Annotated in this window: 13 protein-coding genes; 9 read left to right on the top strand and 4 right to left on the bottom strand. The window is 38.5% G+C overall.

The window, feature by feature from the left end; genetic code table 11:
• Positions 1-6: 6 nt before the first annotated feature.
• Positions 7-2,838: an excinuclease ABC subunit UvrA gene (gene uvrA / locus IE056_RS04560; protein WP_189603505.1), complete on the bottom strand. Its 2,832-nt coding sequence runs from the start codon at positions 2,836-2,838 to the stop codon at positions 7-9.
• A gap of 364 nt (positions 2,839-3,202) precedes the next feature.
• Here uvrA and IE056_RS04565 point away from each other — a divergent pair, with 364 nt between their 5' ends.
• From IE056_RS04565 to IE056_RS04590, 6 genes are all read left to right on the top strand, one after another.
• The gene (locus IE056_RS04565) at positions 3,203-4,204 is read left to right on the top strand and encodes a response regulator transcription factor (protein WP_189603506.1); all 1,002 of its coding nucleotides are present in this window, start codon (positions 3,203-3,205) and stop codon (positions 4,202-4,204) included.
• 220 nt (positions 4,205-4,424) lie between these two features.
• Entirely contained in the window at positions 4,425-6,044 is a 1,620-nt protein-coding gene (locus IE056_RS04570) for a hypothetical protein (RefSeq protein ID WP_189603507.1), read from the top strand.
• Positions 6,045-6,118: 74 nt separating this feature from the next.
• Complete coding sequence (locus tag IE056_RS04575; protein WP_189603508.1) at positions 6,119-7,123, top strand: hypothetical protein; 1,005 nt, start codon at positions 6,119-6,121, stop codon at positions 7,121-7,123.
• Between the two features lie 189 nt (positions 7,124-7,312).
• Entirely contained in the window at positions 7,313-8,767 is a 1,455-nt protein-coding gene (locus tag IE056_RS04580; protein ID WP_189603509.1) for a hypothetical protein, read from the top strand.
• A 110-nt stretch (positions 8,768-8,877) separates the two neighbouring features.
• On the top strand, positions 8,878-10,536 hold the full coding sequence (locus IE056_RS04585; RefSeq protein ID WP_189603510.1) for a thrombospondin type 3 repeat-containing protein: 1,659 nt from the start codon (positions 8,878-8,880) through the stop codon (positions 10,534-10,536).
• A gap of 511 nt (positions 10,537-11,047) precedes the next feature.
• Positions 11,048-12,097, top strand: a complete 1,050-nt coding sequence (locus tag IE056_RS04590) for a M12 family metallopeptidase (RefSeq protein ID WP_189603511.1) — start codon at positions 11,048-11,050, stop codon at positions 12,095-12,097.
• A gap of 61 nt (positions 12,098-12,158) precedes the next feature.
• On the opposite strand, the gene ggt is transcribed toward IE056_RS04590, so the two are convergent.
• Both ggt and IE056_RS04600 read right to left on the bottom strand, forming a co-directional pair.
• Positions 12,159-13,865, bottom strand: a complete 1,707-nt coding sequence (gene ggt, locus IE056_RS04595; protein WP_189603512.1) for a gamma-glutamyltransferase — start codon at positions 13,863-13,865, stop codon at positions 12,159-12,161.
• 13 nt (positions 13,866-13,878) lie between these two features.
• Positions 13,879-14,463, bottom strand: a complete 585-nt coding sequence (locus IE056_RS04600; RefSeq protein ID WP_189603513.1) for an acyl carrier protein phosphodiesterase — start codon at positions 14,461-14,463, stop codon at positions 13,879-13,881.
• A gap of 191 nt (positions 14,464-14,654) precedes the next feature.
• On the opposite strand from IE056_RS04600, the gene glmM reads away from it, so the two are divergent.
• Positions 14,655-16,046, top strand: coding sequence for a phosphoglucosamine mutase (glmM, locus tag IE056_RS04605; RefSeq protein ID WP_189603514.1), 1,392 nt, complete (start codon positions 14,655-14,657; stop codon positions 16,044-16,046).
• Here glmM and IE056_RS04610 read toward each other — a convergent pair.
• A complete protein-coding gene (locus IE056_RS04610; protein ID WP_189603515.1) occupies positions 16,043-16,945 on the bottom strand; it encodes a lysophospholipid acyltransferase family protein in 903 nt (300 codons plus the stop codon). The genes glmM and IE056_RS04610 overlap by 4 nt on opposite strands.
• Positions 16,946-16,999: 54 nt before the next feature.
• On the opposite strand from IE056_RS04610, the gene IE056_RS04615 reads away from it, so the two are divergent.
• Positions 17,000-17,650 carry a rhomboid family intramembrane serine protease gene (locus IE056_RS04615; RefSeq protein WP_189603516.1) on the top strand — a complete coding sequence of 217 codons (651 nt, stop codon included), beginning with the start codon at positions 17,000-17,002 and terminating at the stop codon, positions 17,648-17,650.
• 39 nt (positions 17,651-17,689) lie between these two features.
• Positions 17,690-18,379, top strand: a complete 690-nt coding sequence (locus IE056_RS04620) for an SIMPL domain-containing protein (RefSeq protein ID WP_189603517.1) — start codon at positions 17,690-17,692, stop codon at positions 18,377-18,379.
• Positions 18,380-18,430 lie beyond the last annotated feature (51 nt).

The raw sequence follows: 18,430 nt of genomic DNA on the forward strand, positions 1-18,430 counted from the left end.
TGCCTGCTAAAATAATTCTTTTCTAAGGAATTCTGCAGTATAGCTTTTTTTATGTTTTGCAACTTCTTCGGGGGTTCCTGTTACCACAACTTTACCTCCGTTTTTACCACCTTCATATCCAATGTCAATAATATGATCGGCAATTTTAATAACATCCATGTTATGCTCAATGATCAAAACAGTATTTCCCTTATTTGTAAGACGGTTAAGTACCTCCATAAGGACCCTTATATCTTCAAAGTGTAACCCGGTAGTAGGTTCGTCGAGTATATAAAATGTACTTCCGGTATCTCTTTTGGAAAGCTCGGAAGCGAGCTTGATACGCTGTGCTTCTCCACCAGATAAGGTAGTGCTTTGCTGACCTAAAGTGACATATCCAAGACCAACATCTTTAATGGTTTTTAATTTTCTGTAGATTTTCGGAATATTTTCAAAAAATATGGTTGCTTCATTGATGGTCATTTCAAGCACATCTGAAATGGATTTTCCCTTATACCTTATTTCCAGGGTTTCGCGATTAAACCGTTTTCCCTGGCAGGTTTCACATTCCACATAAACATCGGGCAGGAAGTTCATTTCTATTTGCCGCAGTCCGCCGCCTTTACAAGTTTCACACCTACCGCCCTTCACATTGAAACTGAAGCGTCCCGGTTTGTACCCCCTAATCATTGCTTCGGGAGTTTTGGTAAATAAATTCCGGATTTCAGACCATACTCCTGTGTAGGTGGCAGGGTTTGAACGCGGGGTTCTTCCAATAGGGGTTTGATTTATGTCAATTACTTTGTCAATATGCTCGAGGCCTTTTATGCTTTTGTAGGGCATGGGCTCCTTCACACCATTAAAGTAATGTGCATTCATTATTGGGTAAAGAGTTTCATTGATGAGCGTAGATTTTCCACTTCCCGATACACCCGTTACCGCTATCATTTTTCCTAAAGGTATCTTGATAGATACGTTTTTAAGGTTATTTCCCGTCGCTCCTTTAAGCTCAACGGTTTTTCCGTTTCCTTTTCTACGCTTTTCAGGAACTTCTATTTTCATTGTTCCATTAAGGTATGAAGCTGTAACAGTGCCGGTTTTTTTAATCTCTTCAGGAGAGCCTTGACTAATAATTTCCCCACCATGTCTTCCGGCTTCAGGACCAATGTCTATGACATGGTCTGCCCGTTCTATCATGTCCTTGTCATGTTCCACTACAATAACCGAATTTCCCAGATCTCTAAGGGAAATAAGAGAATTGATCAATTTTTCATTATCCCGCTGGTGAAGACCAATACTTGGTTCATCCAGGATATAAAGTACTCCTACCAGCTGAGATCCAATTTGTGTTGCAAGCCTAATACGTTGCGCTTCCCCTCCCGAAAGGGATTTGGACCCCCTGTTCAAATTGAGATATTCCAGTCCTACATCAACTAAAAACTGAAGCCTCACTTTTATTTCCTTTATTACTTCAGAAGCTATTTTCATTTGTTTATCAGAAAGATCTTTTTCCAGAGTATTAAACCAATCGGCAAGATCGACGATATCTTTCTGTGCAAGTTCAGCAATATTAAGCCCCGCCACCTTGAAGTATAGAGATTCTTTTCTTAATCTGCTGCCTTCACATTCGGGACAGGTTACCTTGTCCATATATTCTTTGGCCCAGCGTTTTAAGGAAGTAGAATCATTGTTATGATAGGTTTCTTCTATAAAAGACGCGACTCCTTCAAAATCTATTTTAAATTCACGGGTAATTCCCAGCGTTTTGGATTCTTTTGAAAACTTCTCTTTACCTCCAAAAAGGATCATCTCTACGGCCTCCTTTGGAATATTTTTAAAAGGATCGTTTAAGCTGAAGTCATATCGTTCTGCAATAACTTCCAGTTGTTTAAAGATCCAGTTCTTTTTTTGAGGACCGTGAGGTACTAAAGCTCCGTTCTTGATCGAAAGATTCGGATTTGGAATGATCTTATCTGTATTAACCTTATGTAAAGTGCCAATACCATTACATACAGGGCAGGCTCCTTTTGGCGAGTTAAAAGAGAAATTGTTAGGTTCAGGGTTTGGATAAGAAAGCCCCGTAGTAGGGCACATTAAATTTCTGCTGAAGTAATTTGTTTCTCCGGAATCCTGTTCATGAATCATCAAAATGCCGTCCCCATGATATAAAGCCGTTTTTATGCTTTCTTTGAGGCGGGTATCAAGATCTTCTTTTTTATCAATTTTAATTCTGTCAACTACAATTTCGATGTCGTGAGTTTTATAGCGGTCCAGCTTCATTCCTTTGGTGATATCTTTAATTTCACCATTGGTTCGAACTTTTACAAATCCTTGTTTGGCTATTTGCTCAAAAAGCTCCCTGTAATGTCCTTTCCTGGATCTAATGACAGGCGCCAAAACATTGACCCTTTTGCCATTAAATTTTTCAGTAAGGATCTTCTGTATTTGTTCATCACTGTAGCTAACCATTTTCTCGCCGGTATTATAGCTATATGCGTCACTTGCCCTGGCAAACAAAAGTCGCAGGAAGTCATAAATTTCAGTAATTGTTCCTACCGTACTCCGGGGGCTTTTGCTGGTGGTTTTTTGCTCAATAGCAATAACGGGAGACAAGCCGTCTATTTTATCAACATCGGGTCGCTCCAGTCCTCCTAAAAACTGACGGGCATACGCAGAGAATGTTTCAATATATCTACGCTGGCCTTCAGCATAAATGGTATCAAAAGCCAGAGACGATTTACCGGAACCGGAAAGTCCGGTAATAACTACCAGTTTTTCTCGTGGGATTTTTACATCTATATTCTTCAGGTTGTGGACACGTGCGCCCAGAACCTCTATAAATTCTTCATTAACAGCCATAGTTCATTTCAAGGAGGCAAAGGTACTTAATCTGCAGTAATTTATGAAAGTCGAAATGAAAGCTCGTAAGAGTGAAAATATTTTCTTACAAGCATAATTTTTTTCCTACAATTTTTTCTAAAAATTTGCCTTTTATGGGTTAAAATTATATTAAAAAGCATTTTTTGGGAAGGTTTAATTTTTATTAACCCGCTAAATGTCAGTATAATACTACGCAATTTTAGGAATTTATTTAAGAAAGAATAAATATCTTTACTCCTGAAGAACAAATAATTACCCCCGTATTTTTTCTATCCCCCGTTAACTTTTATTTTGAATTTTTTTTCATTCAGAATGACTAACCAAACTAATAAACAGGCCGGAAATGGAAAAAAGACAATTACTCCTAATTTCTAATAATAATGACTTTTTTACCGGGATAATTTCCCGGGCAGCCGCAACTTTTGAAGTAACAACTGTCAAAAATATCCATGCTGGGTACAATCTTGCTCTAAGTTACCTGCCAGATGTTATACTCATAGATCAAACTTCAATAGGAGAGGAAAATATTAAGAATATCAGTCATTTTAAATCCACACATTTCCTCAACAAAAGTCATCTTTTCCTTTTTGCGGAGAGAGATCATCAGGAACAAATTGAGCTAGTATACCAGGAGGATGTAGACCACATACTATACGATTCATTTTCTTACTCGGCCATAGTTGAGTTTATGGATGAAGTCACTAACATGAAGAAGTGTCAAACCAATTACTGGAAAGACTCTTTTATGGGGTTATTTAATCTTCTTGGGCAGCCGGTGGTGTTATTACAGGATGAAAAAATAGTAGCCATCAACGATTCATTCAGAAAGTTCTTTTTTGTAAGTAACCCTAACGAAATAACACTTACAGATTTGGTGGATTGCAAAAGCAAGTATAAAGTGATGGAAACTTTAAAAACATTTGTTAGAGGTAAACATATGAAAGCTACCACAGTGACTTCGCTTAAACTAATGAACAATAAGATACGACAGGCCAAAATCACCTTTTCCAAACTGGACAAAGCTTTAAATGGCCAAATGATCCTAATGATTGATTTTGAAGAAAACAGCAGTCCTTTAAATGAAAAAATTGGAACATCTTCCCTGGAAACGGAAGAGTATTTTTCTCAGAACAACTCAGCAGAGGCATTTAATTTCACAAGTAGAGAAAAGGAAATTATTGAACTGCTCTGCAGGGGATATAAAACCAAAGAAATTTCTGAGGCACTTTGTATTTCGGTGAAAACGATTGAGAAACATCGATCCAATATAATTAAAAGAACGAATTCAGATACTATTTTAGAAAGTGTTGTGTATGCTCTGAGCCATAATCTGGTAGATGTTTAAATCTGATTTATAAAGAGCTTACATGTAACTGTTGCTATTACAAAATGGGTATTTACCCCCATAGGTTGGACTACAGATTTGTCCTACTTTTGAGATAGATTCATATTACCCCCCCCCACTAATTACTTCCCCCAATCATTTTTAATCGTTCTTCCGCGAATTGGAGAATGTGCTTTTAGATACGAAAGTATATATGAATATATATTGTAACCGCCTGATTATGAGAAATGTTAAAAATTACCTGATGTTGTTTGTACTGTCCGGTCTGTTGTTTTCCTCCTGTAGTAAGGAAGATGAAGTTATGTCCAGGGATGGGAACAAAGCAAAATTATCATTTGGAACATTGTTAAATGATATGGTGGCGGAAAATGGCATGAAACAAGCCCTGGAAATTCCAGAATGTTCGGAAAATATTCCAGCTTTTGTTGAGGTGGTATTATCTGGACCTAACAATGTAGGAACCCTTGCAAATCCACTTGTGGTAAGTGTAAATGCTACTCCCGGAGATTTTGACGGAGATGGGGAAGCCGAATATTTTACTGATGAATCCTTAGACCTTGAATTAGAGCCAGGTACTTATACCCTGGAATTTTTCGCGGTATATGATGGTGACCCTGCACTTCCTGAAAGCAACAGAATCTGGATAGCTCCAATGGCGGGAGGAACTCTCTCAAACTTTGTAGATGTGTCCTTACCTATGGATTTTAACCTTAGGGCAGGGGTGAAAAAATATATCGATGTGGAGGTGCTGTGTTTTGATGACCGCATGGTGAATGAATATGGCTATCTGTTTTTTGACATCGACGGGGTAAGGGCTTATGAATTCTGCTTCTTCGCAAATTATTGCACTCCAGACGGAAAACATTACCCGGCATCTTATTCTGTAAATATATGGATGGGTAATGACAACACAGGAACGCTTCTATATTCAAAAACCAATCATACCGGAATAGGTAATGAGGATGACTCCTATAACAGTGAAGAGCCTTTTGCAGAGCCTTTATGTTTTGCACTACCAAATCCTGCACATATTGCAGATGATGAAAATTACCTGTACTACGAAGTTACACTTCTGGAATGGGATGGAGTTTATGAATATGTTGAAACAGAACCAATCAAAGGGAGCCTTAACAGGAACAAGATCACGGGTAATTTTGGACCGAATAACACTTTAGATTTCGAACACCTTCGTTTTGGATGTGAAGCCCCTGTGGATTCCTGCCCTGAAGGTACAGTAGATACCGATGAGGATGGGATTTTAGACGAATGTGATCCTTGTCCGCTGGTTCCTTACTGGCTGGATAATGATGGTGACTGTCTTCCAAATAATCAGGATCCATGTCCCGGTGATGCTACAAATGACTGCGATAACGGAGGTGAACCCTGCGATGATCAATCAGATTGTGATGGTGCAGAAACTGCCTGGATGTGGGGAGATCATACTCTTACCAAAAAAGATAATGATGGCCTAAGTCTTTCCGGAAAGTGGGGATGGGCAGAAGAGTTTATTGTAGGACAATCTGATACCAGCTTTAATTTCTATGCCGGAGCCGGAAATAATAATACATCTAACGGATTTCTGACAGGAGAGGTACAGGTTTTAGTGAGTGGTACTACCGTAACAATAACCGTTGATGCAGCCTCAGGTGTAAACCTGAACAAACTCGATATTTATGTAAATGACGCCATGCCCGAAACAGCTGCACCTGGACAATTCAAATTCTACGGTGGTTTAACAGATGAAAATCCATGTTCCAGTGGGGAAAATATATACTCATTTGAGTACAGCGGAGATGATTCCTTCTGGTTAATGGTTCACGGTGAAGCATGTGAGAGCTAACAAAAAAACTGTCGCTGTATTTAACGGACAGTCTTAATTCAATTTCAATATTTATTAACCAAAACTATTACACCATGAAAAATTTAAAATTACTATGCGCTTACCTTGCAGTTGTAGGATTAATGTTCACATCCTGTACTCAGGATGACGGAGTTCCTGCACCAGATGGAGAAAAAGCTAAACTTTCATTTACCACTATTCTAAATGATTTGGTAGATAATAAATCTGCTTTAAAACAAAGTCTGGAAAATCTCCCTGAATGTTCCGATGATGCTCCTGCTTATGTTGAAGTTGTTTTATCTGGTACAGCATCTGTTGGGACGATGGAAAACCCTGTAGTGGTAGCTGTTAACGCTACACCAGGGAATTATGATGATGACCCTGAGCTTGAGTATTTCACGGAAGAATCAACAGATCTTGAACTGGAGCCAGGTTCATATACACTGGAATATTTTGCGGTTTACAATGGAGACCCTGCAGATGCTTCAAGTTCTTTAATCTGGATCGCGCCACATGAAAATGGAAGCCTGGCAGGATTTGTAAGCAACACCCTACCTATGGATTTTAACTTAGGAGCCGGAGCGAAAAAGTATCTTGATGTTGAAGTATTGTGTTTCGACGACCGCGTTGTCAATGAGTATGGCTATTTATTCTTTGATATTGAAGGACAACGAGCCATTGAATTCTGTGTATTTGGAAACTATTGTGACGAAGACGGAAGACATTTCCCGGCAAATTTTAGAGTGGAAGTGTGGACGTATAGCGGTAGCAGCTCCAATCCTTACGGAACTCCTCTTTTTGACCCTGAAAACCCTTATATCAACGAAGTAGGTGTTAATGATGATGGTGATGAGTTTGCCACTGTATTATGTTTCCCACTTCCCGATGGTCCAGGAGTAGATAGTTATTATGGGGAAATCTATATTCTTGAACCAGGTGATGATCAAAACACTGGTGGAAGATTAGTAGTATCAGGACAATTTACCGATGCCAATGTAAGAAGCTTATTTGGACAGGGTGATACTTCAGATTACTATCACTTTAGAGAAGATTGTACTATGGGTAATACCGGATTTTAAGATTTATACCAGGTGATATCCCGAAAATTGAGCATTTAATTTTCGGGATAAAATCACCACTGAACCTTTCTCTTTTTAAGGGAATTAATGGCCCTGTAGAAATAGCTACAGAGCAGAAACATTTGCATTTGTCTATAACAAATTACTATTAAACCATTCTAATTATGATTAACTAAAAAAAGAATTATCATGAGAAATTTTAAATTATTATTTGCTTATCTGGGAGTGTTTGGTTTGCTCTTTACCTCCTGTACAAAAGATGAAGAAACTGTAACCGATAATGGTGAAAAAGCAACTTTATCCTTTGCAACCTTACTAAATGACATGGTATCCAATAAGGCTTCTATGAAGCAGGCAGTGGATGAAATACCGGAATGTTCAGATGAAGCACCAGCATACGTGCATGTAGTACTGTCGGGTACTGAAAATGTTGGAACTACCACCAATCCTTTGGTTGTAGATGTAAGCCCGAACCCCGGGGACTATGACGGAGATGGGGAAAATGAATATTTTACAGAAGAATCAACCCAGCTTGAACTAACACCTGGAACGTATACGTTGGAGCATTTCGTAGTATTTGACGCGAATGACAATATTATATGGGTTGCACCAATTATGGGGGGTTCAATGGCAGGTTTTGTTGATACTACACTTCCAATGGATTTTAACCTTGGAACCGGAGTGAAAAAATATGTAGATGTTGAAGTACTTTGTTACGATGACAGGTTAGTAAATGAATATGGATATCTTTTCTTCGACCTTGAAACTACAGAAGCTATAGAATTTTGTGTATTTGGTAACTTCTGTCCTCCAAGTGGAAGACATTACCCAGCAGAGTACAGTGTGGATGTATGGAGTTACGCAGATGGTGAAATAGGAAGCCCGTTGTTCTCTGGTTCTAATACTGTAGAATTAGATGAGAATGGAGATTATGCTGGTTCTGTATTATGTATGGCTTTACCTGATACTGAAGGTGAAGACCAATACTATATTGAAATTACTTTGTTGTCTTCAGATGCTTACGGAAATGTTGAAGAAAGAATAATCCGTGAAGGTGTATTCAACGATGATGAGGTGAGAGGATTATTTGATGGAGAGAACAACCTGGATTACTACCACTTCAGAGAAGGATGTGAAAATGGGGATACTCCTCCAATTATTCCAGATCCAACAGACGAAGCTGAGCATTATAAGACTTGTCTTTATCAAACAAATGGTTCAGGAGCTTTAGGTTTTGCTTACTTCAGTTTAGAAGGAAATGTTTTAACTTCAACTGTTATTGGTGTGGGATTAACTCCAAACATGGAGCACCCTCAGCATATTCATGGATTTGAAGATGGAAGAGATGCCATGTGTCCTCCTTCTGAAGCTGATGTGGATAATGACGGATTAATTTCACTGGCGGAAGGACTTCCTTTCTATGGTCCTGTTTTACTACCGTTAGTTGAAGATGACGATAGCTTCCCTGTAGCCAATGGCATGGGAATGTATACTCAGGTTCAAACTTACACTTTAGGTTCTGCAGATGATTTAGATCCTTTACAAAACAGAGTTGTGGTGATTCACGGAGGAATGGTAAATGGCGAATATGTTGCCACACTACCAGTAGCCTGTGGTGATATTATGTACCTGGAAGACTACTAGGATACTAATTTTTCAGGAGTATTTGCGAAATTTTATTTCGTGAATACTCCTTTTTTTATAACTGCTAATATGAGACTATTGGCTCACATTAATTAACCAAAATATTAATTATGAGAAATATTAAAAGGTTTCTAGGTCTTGTCACTATGGTGGCACTACTTTTAACCTCATGTAGTAAAGAAGAAGAAGGAATTATTGTAAATGATTCTGAAAAAGCAACACTGTCCTTTGGAACGTTGCTAAACGATTTAATGACAGATAAAGCTGCGCTGAAACAGGCTGCAAATGAAATACCGGAATGTTCAGATGAAGCGCCGGCTTATGTTGAAGTAGTGCTTTCAGGACCAACAAATGTGGGAACTATGATGGATCCTATAGTCGTTGCTGTAAACCCAACTCCGGGAGATTATGACGGGGACGGCGAAGAAGAATATTTCACAGAAGAATCTGTTGATCTAGAACTGGAACCGGGAGATTACTCTCTTGATTTTTTTGCAGTATATGATGGAGATCCTGCAGTCGCAGGAACCAACAGAATTTGGATAGCGCCAATGGCAGGAGGAAGTATGGCCGGTTTTGTAAGTAATACACTACCTATGGACATTTCTCTTGGAGCAGGTGTGAAAAAATATGTTGATGTAGAGGTTTTGTGTTTTGATGATAGATTGGTTAATGAGTATGGTTATCTCTTCTTTGACCTGGAAACAACAGAAGCTTTTGAATTCTGCTTTTTTGCAAACTATTGTGATGACAATGGAAGACACTACACTGCGGCATACTCTGTAAATATCTGGTTGGGTGAAGACAATACCGGATCTATTCTTTATTCAGGTGTTGAAAATGTTCCGGGGATGAATAATGATGGAGACTTCTATGCAAGTCCTGTATGTTTTGCGTTGCCTAATCTCTCTCAATTTGGTGATGATGAAGATTATATTTATTATGAAGTAACATTATTGGATTGGGAAGATAACTACGGAGACATTACACCAATAGTTATTTCAGATAGATTAAGTAGAAATGATATAGAAGGTAATTTCAATGGCGATGATGTGGATTATGAGCATCTGAGGTTTGGATGTGGAGAAAATGACGGAGAAACTCCCGTAGATAGTGATGGTGACGGAGTTGAAGATTCAGAAGATGATTGTCCGAATACTGAAGAAGGTGTTGAGGTAGATGAAAACGGTTGTCCCGTTACTGGAGAAAATGACAGTGATGGTGATGGAGTCGTAGATTCAGAAGATGATTGTCCAGGAACTCCTGAAGGTGTTGAAGTAGATGAAAATGGTTGTGCTTTGAATGGAGAAAATGATAGTGATGGAGATGGAGTTGTAGATTCAGAAGATGATTGTCCCGGTACTCCTGAAGGTGTTGAAGTAGACGAAAACGGCTGTGCCATAGATGATGATGAGGAGTGTATAACTGAAAATCAAAATATTCTAACCTTTGACCGAACAGTCGATATTTCCAATTTCCCCGTAGGACAGGATCCTTTCTTTGATCTGGAAATAGAGGGAGAAGCTGTGGGTGTAATTACTTTTAATCTTGATACCGAAGGGGAAGATGATCAACTATTAGTTAGTATTGATATGTTTGCTGAATTTACCATTACGGCTTGGGAACTTTCTTTGCCGGGAATAGGTGGAGAGATCTGTCTGGATAATGTTTCTGAGAATGAATTTGATATTACCTACGACAGTGATAATATTGAAAATGTAGTTTATCCATTAAGTGTAGAATTAAGAGCGAACTATGTAGTTGAATAGTCTTTCCTGGTTTTAATTTTTAAGTAGCTGCCTGTATTTTTACAGGCAGTTTTTTTATAAAAATTTATCAGAATAACTATAATTCTGAGGCACAGAAAGATGAATAATTCCACTGTAGGAAACCCCTTTCAAAAGCAGAACTTCTTAATTAACAGATTGTTAAAGTTTATAAAAATCTTTGTTAAAGTAATTAAAATTATAATTTTGTCCTTCTCAGATCTGAAGATTAAATTAATCATGAAACCTTCTAAAAACCCTACAAAAACAAGAAAAATCCTACAAAGTAATTGAAGATCGTTTCTTCCATGGAAACTTCTTCCAGTTAAATTTTTATTAAATATATTTTTGGCACGGTTCTTTTAACGAGGTAACGGAGAAGGAAAAACTGATGAGTTTTTTAATCAAAAATATGAATAATAAAAACCCTAGTATTATCAAAAATTTAATTAAAGAAAATCACGGTGAATTAACCCCAAACAATTCATTGTATTTAAACAAAGGAAGCCTACTTATGAAAAATTTTAAAATGTTCTTACTACTTCCCGCTGTAGCTGTTATTGGCTGTAGCGAAGATTCCATAGAGGATTATGAAGTACTAGAAGGAAATGAAAACCCAATAGAGATCTCTGGTGAAGATATCACTGAAAGAGCCAATCCGGGAACACCGGGCGAAGTTTCAGGTGTATATTTTGCAGGTAAAAAGCTCCCTGTAGAAGCTTTTGAAGGAGAATATTTATATCAGGGAGATATTTTATTCTCCCACGATATGGTGACTTCAGAGGATGTTAAGTTAGTCTATGAAGAAGGAGAAACTCCTTCTGAACAGAAAAGTGTCGGAAGAACGTCTGGTAGATGGCCTGATAATACTGTTTATTACGCTATTGATGGTGGATTATCAAATCAGCAACGTGTTGTAGATGCCATTAAACACTGGGAAGCAAAAACAAACCTTACTTTCGTACAGAGATCATCTGAAAAGAATTATATCTACTTCACAACTGGCTCAGGATGCGCTTCTTATGTAGGTATGATTGGTGGAAGACAAAACATTACTCTTTCGGGAGCATGTTCCACCGGTAATACAATTCATGAAATAGGACACGCGATAGGTTTGTGGCATGAGCAGAGTAGAGTAGACCGTGACAAGCATATCACGATTCATTATGAGAACGTACAAAACGGTACAGAGCATAATTTTACAACTTACGCAGATGAAGGTTATGACGGAGATGAGTATACCTCAAACCTTGACTTTGGGTCTGTAATGTTATATAGCTCTTTTTCCTTTTCGAAAAATGGTAAACCTACTATTACCAGGACTAACGGAAGTACTTTTTCTGTTCAAAGAAGCGGACTTTCCTCTGGTGATATCGAAGGTATCAATGGGATGTATCCTGAAATTGGAAGTACCGAAAAGCCTTCTCAGCCTACCTATATAAACGGTGAATATTATACAATTGCAGGCCTAACTGTGTTGAGATTCTACGATAAATGGTACTATTCCGGTCGTTATGGAATGCGAGCAGTTTACCTTAAAAATGGTGTTTGGTATTACAGATAGCATTAATTTCAAAGCATATAATTCAAACCCCGGAAAATTTATTTCCGGGGTTTTTTTATATTTAAAAGCCTGCTGCAGTGTCATCTCCCCTATGATCGGCTCCTCCTTCAAGGCTGCCGTTTTCCAGCCGGAGGATTGCGTCAACTTTTCCCAGGATCCGGGACTGACCTTCATTTATATGGTATCCTTTGCTTTTTAGATTATTCAGAATTGAGGTTTCAAATGCTGCCGGTTCAAACAGGACCTCATCTGGCAACCACTGGTGGTGAAAACGTGGTGCGTCTACTGCCTGTTGCATGGTCATATCAAATTCATAGACGTTAAGAATAGTTTGTAATACCGAGGTAATGATAGTTGAACCCCCGGGGGAACCTAAGCTCATCCAAAAATGATCATCTCTTTCTACTAATGTTGGAGTCATGGAGCTAAGCATCCGTTTTTGAGGCGCAATGGCGTTGGCTTCACCACCAATTAAACCAAACATGTTGGGTACGCCAGGTTTGGCGCTGAAATCATCCATTTCATTATTCAGAAAGAAACCAAGTTCTTCAGCGTAGAGTTTGGAACCATAAGCTCCATTTAATGTGGTAGTCACCGCTATAGCGTTGCCATAGGAATCTACTATTGAATAATGGGTTGTTTCGTTGCTTTCAAATCCAGGAATACTACCGGGATTTAATTCAGAAGAGGGTGTGGCTTTCTCAAAATTAAAATTATCCATTCTATTGTGTAAATATTCCACACTTGTCAGCTGAAAAGTGGGGATTTCTACAAAATCTGGATCTCCTAGATATTGACTCCTGTCGGCATATGCTCTTCTTTCTGCTTCCGTTAAAACCTGAATATACTTCGATGAATTGTGTCCATAGTCTTGGAGTGGGTACGGCTCGATCATTTTCATGATCTGTGCAAGTGCAATTCCTCCACTGGAGGGAGGAGACATTGAAATTATTTTAAGATCTTTGTAACTGAAAGTGACCGGCTCCCTCCACTGGGCTTTGTACATTTCAAGATCTTCCAAAGTAATGATTCCGCCGCTTTCCTGAAGAAAAGAAACTAATTTTTGAGCGGTTTCACCTGAATAAAACTCACTTCTTCCGTTTTTTACAATTCTTTCCAGTGTTTTGGCCAACGCCAGATTTCTAATGGTATCTCCTGCACGATGAACCCTCGCAAATAGAATGGTATCATTATTTATTTCCAGCATTTGTCTTCGATAAGCATTAAAAGACTGCTCTTGTTTTGCAGAAACTACAAATCCTTTTTTAGCCAGATCTATGACGGGTTGTAAGACCTGCTCTACCGGTAAAGATCCAAACCGTGCATGTGCTTCAAAACTTCCGGCAATATTACCCGGTACCCCTACTGCCAAAGCTCCAAACCTGCTTTTTTTGGTATCTACATTTCCGGAACCATCCAGGTACATGTTTTTTGTCGCCGCCAGGGGTGCTTTTTCTCGATAATCCAGTGCGCCGGTTTCACCATCTGCTTTCCGGTATACCATGAATCCGCCACCGCCAAGGCTTCCTGCGAATGGAAAGGTTACTGCAAGTGCCATTTCTGTTGCCATCATGGCATCAAATGCATTTCCGCCTTCTTTCATAATTTCCAGTCCAATCATGGAAGCTTCTTCTCTTGCTGAAACAACCATGGCATTTTCAGCAATTAAACCTCTGGTAGGAGAAACTGTAGTTGAGGCAGACTGCCTGATTTCTGTTTTGCAGGAAAAACAAGAGCATAACAGAATAAGCAAAATGAATTTCTTCATAAGGGGATATAGATTAAAGGGTTTTGATTTTTTTTCGGGTAAACAATTGAAGTTCCTCAAAGAACGAGGTAAACTCGTTTTCGAATTCCTCATAATGAGCTTCCAGCTCTACTACTGCAGAATTCATGTTGGAAACCCTGTTAGTGCGTTCATTCATTTGATGTAAGATCTTGCCAATACCTTTAATGGACGCATAGCTAAGAAGCCAGTTATCTCTAATCATATAGGGAAGAAACTGCTGCACATTTTTAGGAAGAATTTCTAAATTGTTCTGCAGTAGATCGTAAAAAGTTCCTACATATTCATCTAACGGGATATGTGAATAATGATACCAGTTCGCTGCTAAAAAGTGGTCGTAAAGAATATCTACAATCACCCCATTGTAATGGCCGTACGTTTCGAAAAGCCGGGACGTACTTTGCTTTACGATAGGATGAGTATCTGTATAATAATCAATGGCCCGGTGCAGGATAATACCCTTTCTGATTCCCTCTGGATAATTCAGATAATTTTTGCCCTTAACTGAATCGGCTATAAAATTGCCAATGATCAATTCTTCGTCTTGTCCTGAAAGGTAAATATGTGCAAGAAAATTCATTGAAGAAAGGTATGTAATTGAATGTTTAAATTATGTTAAGTTTTGCCAGATGCTCTAGAGGCTTGTATCTTTGTTTGGCTTAAGGAAGAAAAGGTAAGCATTTCCTCCTGAATAGAAAAAGCTGGAAAGCTCTCAATAGTGAACAGAGCTGAAACAGTAAACCTTAAAAAAACAAATTTTAAACCATAAGTATGACTTTAATAAAATCAATATCCGGAATACGAGGAACTATAGGAGGGAAGCCTTCAAATAATTTAACGCCTATAGATGCGGTGAAATTTGCCGCAGCATATGGGAGCTGGCTAAAAAGTCAGAATGAGAGTCAGCCGTGTAAAGTGGTGGTTGGTCGTGATGCCCGCATTTCCGGAGAAATGATTCAGCAACTGGTAATGAATACCCTCGTTGGATTGGGAATAGATGTAATTGATCTTGATCTTTCTACTACGCCCACAGTAGAAGTAGCGGTACCCATGGAAGAAGCACAGGGAGGAATCATTCTAACCGCAAGTCATAATCCTAAACAATGGAATGCTTTAAAGCTTCTGAATGAAAAAGGTGAATTCCTGAATGGTGAGGAAGGAGCTAAGATCCTTGAAATAGCAGAAAATGCAGAGTTCTTGTTTTCTGATGTAGATTCATTGGGGAGTATTAAGAAGGCCACTCATTACATTGATACTCATATTGAAGAAGTAACCAGACTTTCGCTGGTTGATGCCAAAAAAATCTCTGAGGCGAACTTTACAGTAGTTGTTGACGGAGTAAATTCCACCGGCGGAATAGCAATCCCTAAATTATTAAAACGTCTTGGAGTACATGTAATAGAATTGTATTGTGAACCTACAGGACATTTTCCTCACAACCCCGAGCCTTTAAAAGAACACCTGGGAGATATCTGTAATCTTGTAAAGGAGAAAAAAGCCGATTTCGGAATCGTAGTGGATCCCGATGTGGATCGCCTTGCATTTATTTCTGAAGATGGTGAAATGTTTGGGGAAGAATATACCTTAGTTGCCTGTGCGGATTTTGTTCTTGGAAAAACGCCTGGAAATACTGTGAGTAATTTGTCTTCTTCACGTGCTTTAAGAGATATTACTGAAAAACATGGCGGGACTTATAATGCAAGTGCTGTAGGTGAAGTGAATGTTGTACAGCTTATGAAGGATACCGAGGCGGTGATTGGTGGGGAAGGTAACGGCGGAATCATTTATCCTGAACTTCATTATGGACGGGATAGTCTTGTGGGAGTAGCTTTATTCCTTACTCTTTTAGCCGAAAAGAAAATTTCTGTTTCAGAGCTAAGAAAGTCTTATCCATCTTATTTTATGAGCAAAAATAAAATTGAACTAACACCGGAACTTGATGTCGATGATATTCTTCAAAAGGTGGAAAAGAAATATTCAGGAGAAGAAGTTTCTACAGTAGATGGAGTGAAAATTGATTTTAAAGATCACTGGGTACATTTGAGAAAGTCAAACACCGAACCCATAATCAGGATCTATACCGAAGCCAAAAGTCAGCAGGAAGCAGATGATGTTGCTACTTCTATGATTTCAGAAATTAAAGAAATAGCAAATCTGGATTAAAAAACCTTGGCGTCTTCGGGGATGGGTGTATTGCGGTGCTTCCATCTTTTATGGGTCCACAAATAATATTCAGGTGCACTGTAGATCTGCTGTTCAAGGTAGTTGAAATAATCACGAGTTATTTTAAATTTTTCTTCTTCCGCAGGATTATAGGAAATAGTTTTAAAAGTGGCTTCATAGAAGCCTCTTTTCTTTTTTTCTACATGAAGGTACACCACTGCCATGTCTAATTCTTTAGACAGTTTTTCCGTACCCATAAACACAGGGACTTTATTTCCCATAAATTCTGTCCAGCCCTTGGTTCGGTTGATCTTAGGGGATTGATCTGCGATCATAGCATAAACCCCTAAGATGCCGTTTTTTTCATTTCTTGTAATCTGTTTGGTGGCCGTTACAGTAGAAATCAATTCTCCCTGAAACCTTCCTCTAATATCTTTAGCCATTTTATCAAAAAAGGGATTTTTCACTTTTTTGTATATCCCAAAGCCACGATACTCCAGTCCATATAATTGGAGAGCATTCATCCATTCGTAACTGGCATAGTGACCACAGGCAAGAATGATACTTTTATCCATGGTCCTTATTTTCTGCACCTCCTCCATATTGGTGAAGGCAAATCTTCTTTTAAGTTCGGTATCTGAAATGGAAATGCTTTTTACCATTTCCAAAAACATGTCTACCATGTGCCTATAAAACTTCTTTTCGATTCTTTTCCTTTCTTCAGAAGACTTTTCAGGAAATACCAGCTCAAGGTTCTCTTTTACCGTTTTTCTTCTGTATCCAACAACATAGTACACAAAAAAGAAAACCATATCAGAAAACATGTAAAATAACGAAAATGGTAGAATAGAGACCAGCCATAACATAGGGTAAACCAGCCAAAAAACTAAACGCTGCATGAACAAATGATTTAGGCAAATATATGCTATATTTGGCACTAAACAGAAGCATCTATGGGAGATTTACACCTGGTGACCATCATGATTATCGCAGCAAATGTCATTATTTCATTTAAAGGTTTTAAAGATTACACTTTTTTTGAAAAATATAAATTTAACATCGGGGCTATTAAAAGAGGAGAGAAAATAAGAGTGTTTTCCTCCGGATTTTTGCATGTTGATACCGGGCATCTCTTTTTGAACATGCTTACATTATACTTTTTTGCCGATGTGGTAATAGAATCCCTTGGCAGTGCACAATTTCTTCTTGTTTACCTTGCCAGCCTACTTCTTGGAAATTTTCTTTCCTACTTCTTCCATAAAGATGAGCTTAGTTATAATGCGGTAGGGGCGAGTGGCGCAGTTTCGGGTATAATTTATGCAGCAATACTTTTGTATCCGGAAATGAGTTTATATATGTTCTTTATTCCTATTCCTATCCCGGCGTACGTTTTTGGTATTGGTTACATGTTATATTCGATCTACGGAATGAAGAAAAGGGTAGGAAATATTGGTCATGATGCTCATTTTGGAGGTGCAGTAGGAGGGTATATTTTAACATTGTTATTGGCTCCGTGGATTTTAAGTGCACATTTATTAATGGTGATCCTGCTGGCTGTGCCTATTGTTTTATTGTTCATCCTTCAAAAATCTGGCAGAATATAAATTCTGACATTCATTTACTTAAAATTAAATTAGAAACTTATGAAAAAAACATCCATTCTTTTGGCTATCCTGTTTACAGTAGTAGCTTTTGGTCAACAACAACAAAAAAATACAGTTACTGTTACCGGGGAAGGTACTGTGTATGTGGTGCCCGACAAAGTATTGATCAAAGCGCGAATCGAACATTCGGGAGACTCTCCAGCAGAAGTGAAGCGCCAAAATGACGAAGTTGTAAACAATATTTTCGAATATCTGGAGTCACAGGATATCCCTTCTGAGAACATAAGATCTGAATATATCAACCTTAACAAAGACTATGACTACAATTTAAAGGAACATAAATATTCAGCAAATCAGGCTATTTCTATTCAGCTGGATGATCTGAAAAAGTATGAGGATATCATGAGCGGACTGTTAGGGTCTGGATTAAACAGGATTGACGGGGTACAGTTCCAGACTTCCAGAAAAGAGGAATTAAAATCGGAGGCCCGTCGTCAGGCGATGTTAAATTCAAAGAAAAAAGCAAATGAACTGGCACAGGCACTAGATCAATCTATTGGAAGTGCTGTATCTATTTCCGAAACAGAATCTAACGGTTTTCAGCCTGTTGCAAGGATGATGGAAATGAAAAATGACAGTGGTTCTGGGGGACAAACGATAGCTCCCGGAGAAATGGAGATTACGGTTAAGGTTAATGTTTCATTTGAGCTGGGTTCTTCCGGTAAATAAGGAGAAATTACTTTAACAACAAAGGCTGTCCATGGGGCAGCCTTTGTTGTT

The organism is Salinimicrobium marinum (assembly GCF_014651535.1).
GTDB classification, from domain to species: Bacteria; Bacteroidota; Bacteroidia; order Flavobacteriales; family Flavobacteriaceae; genus Salinimicrobium; species Salinimicrobium marinum.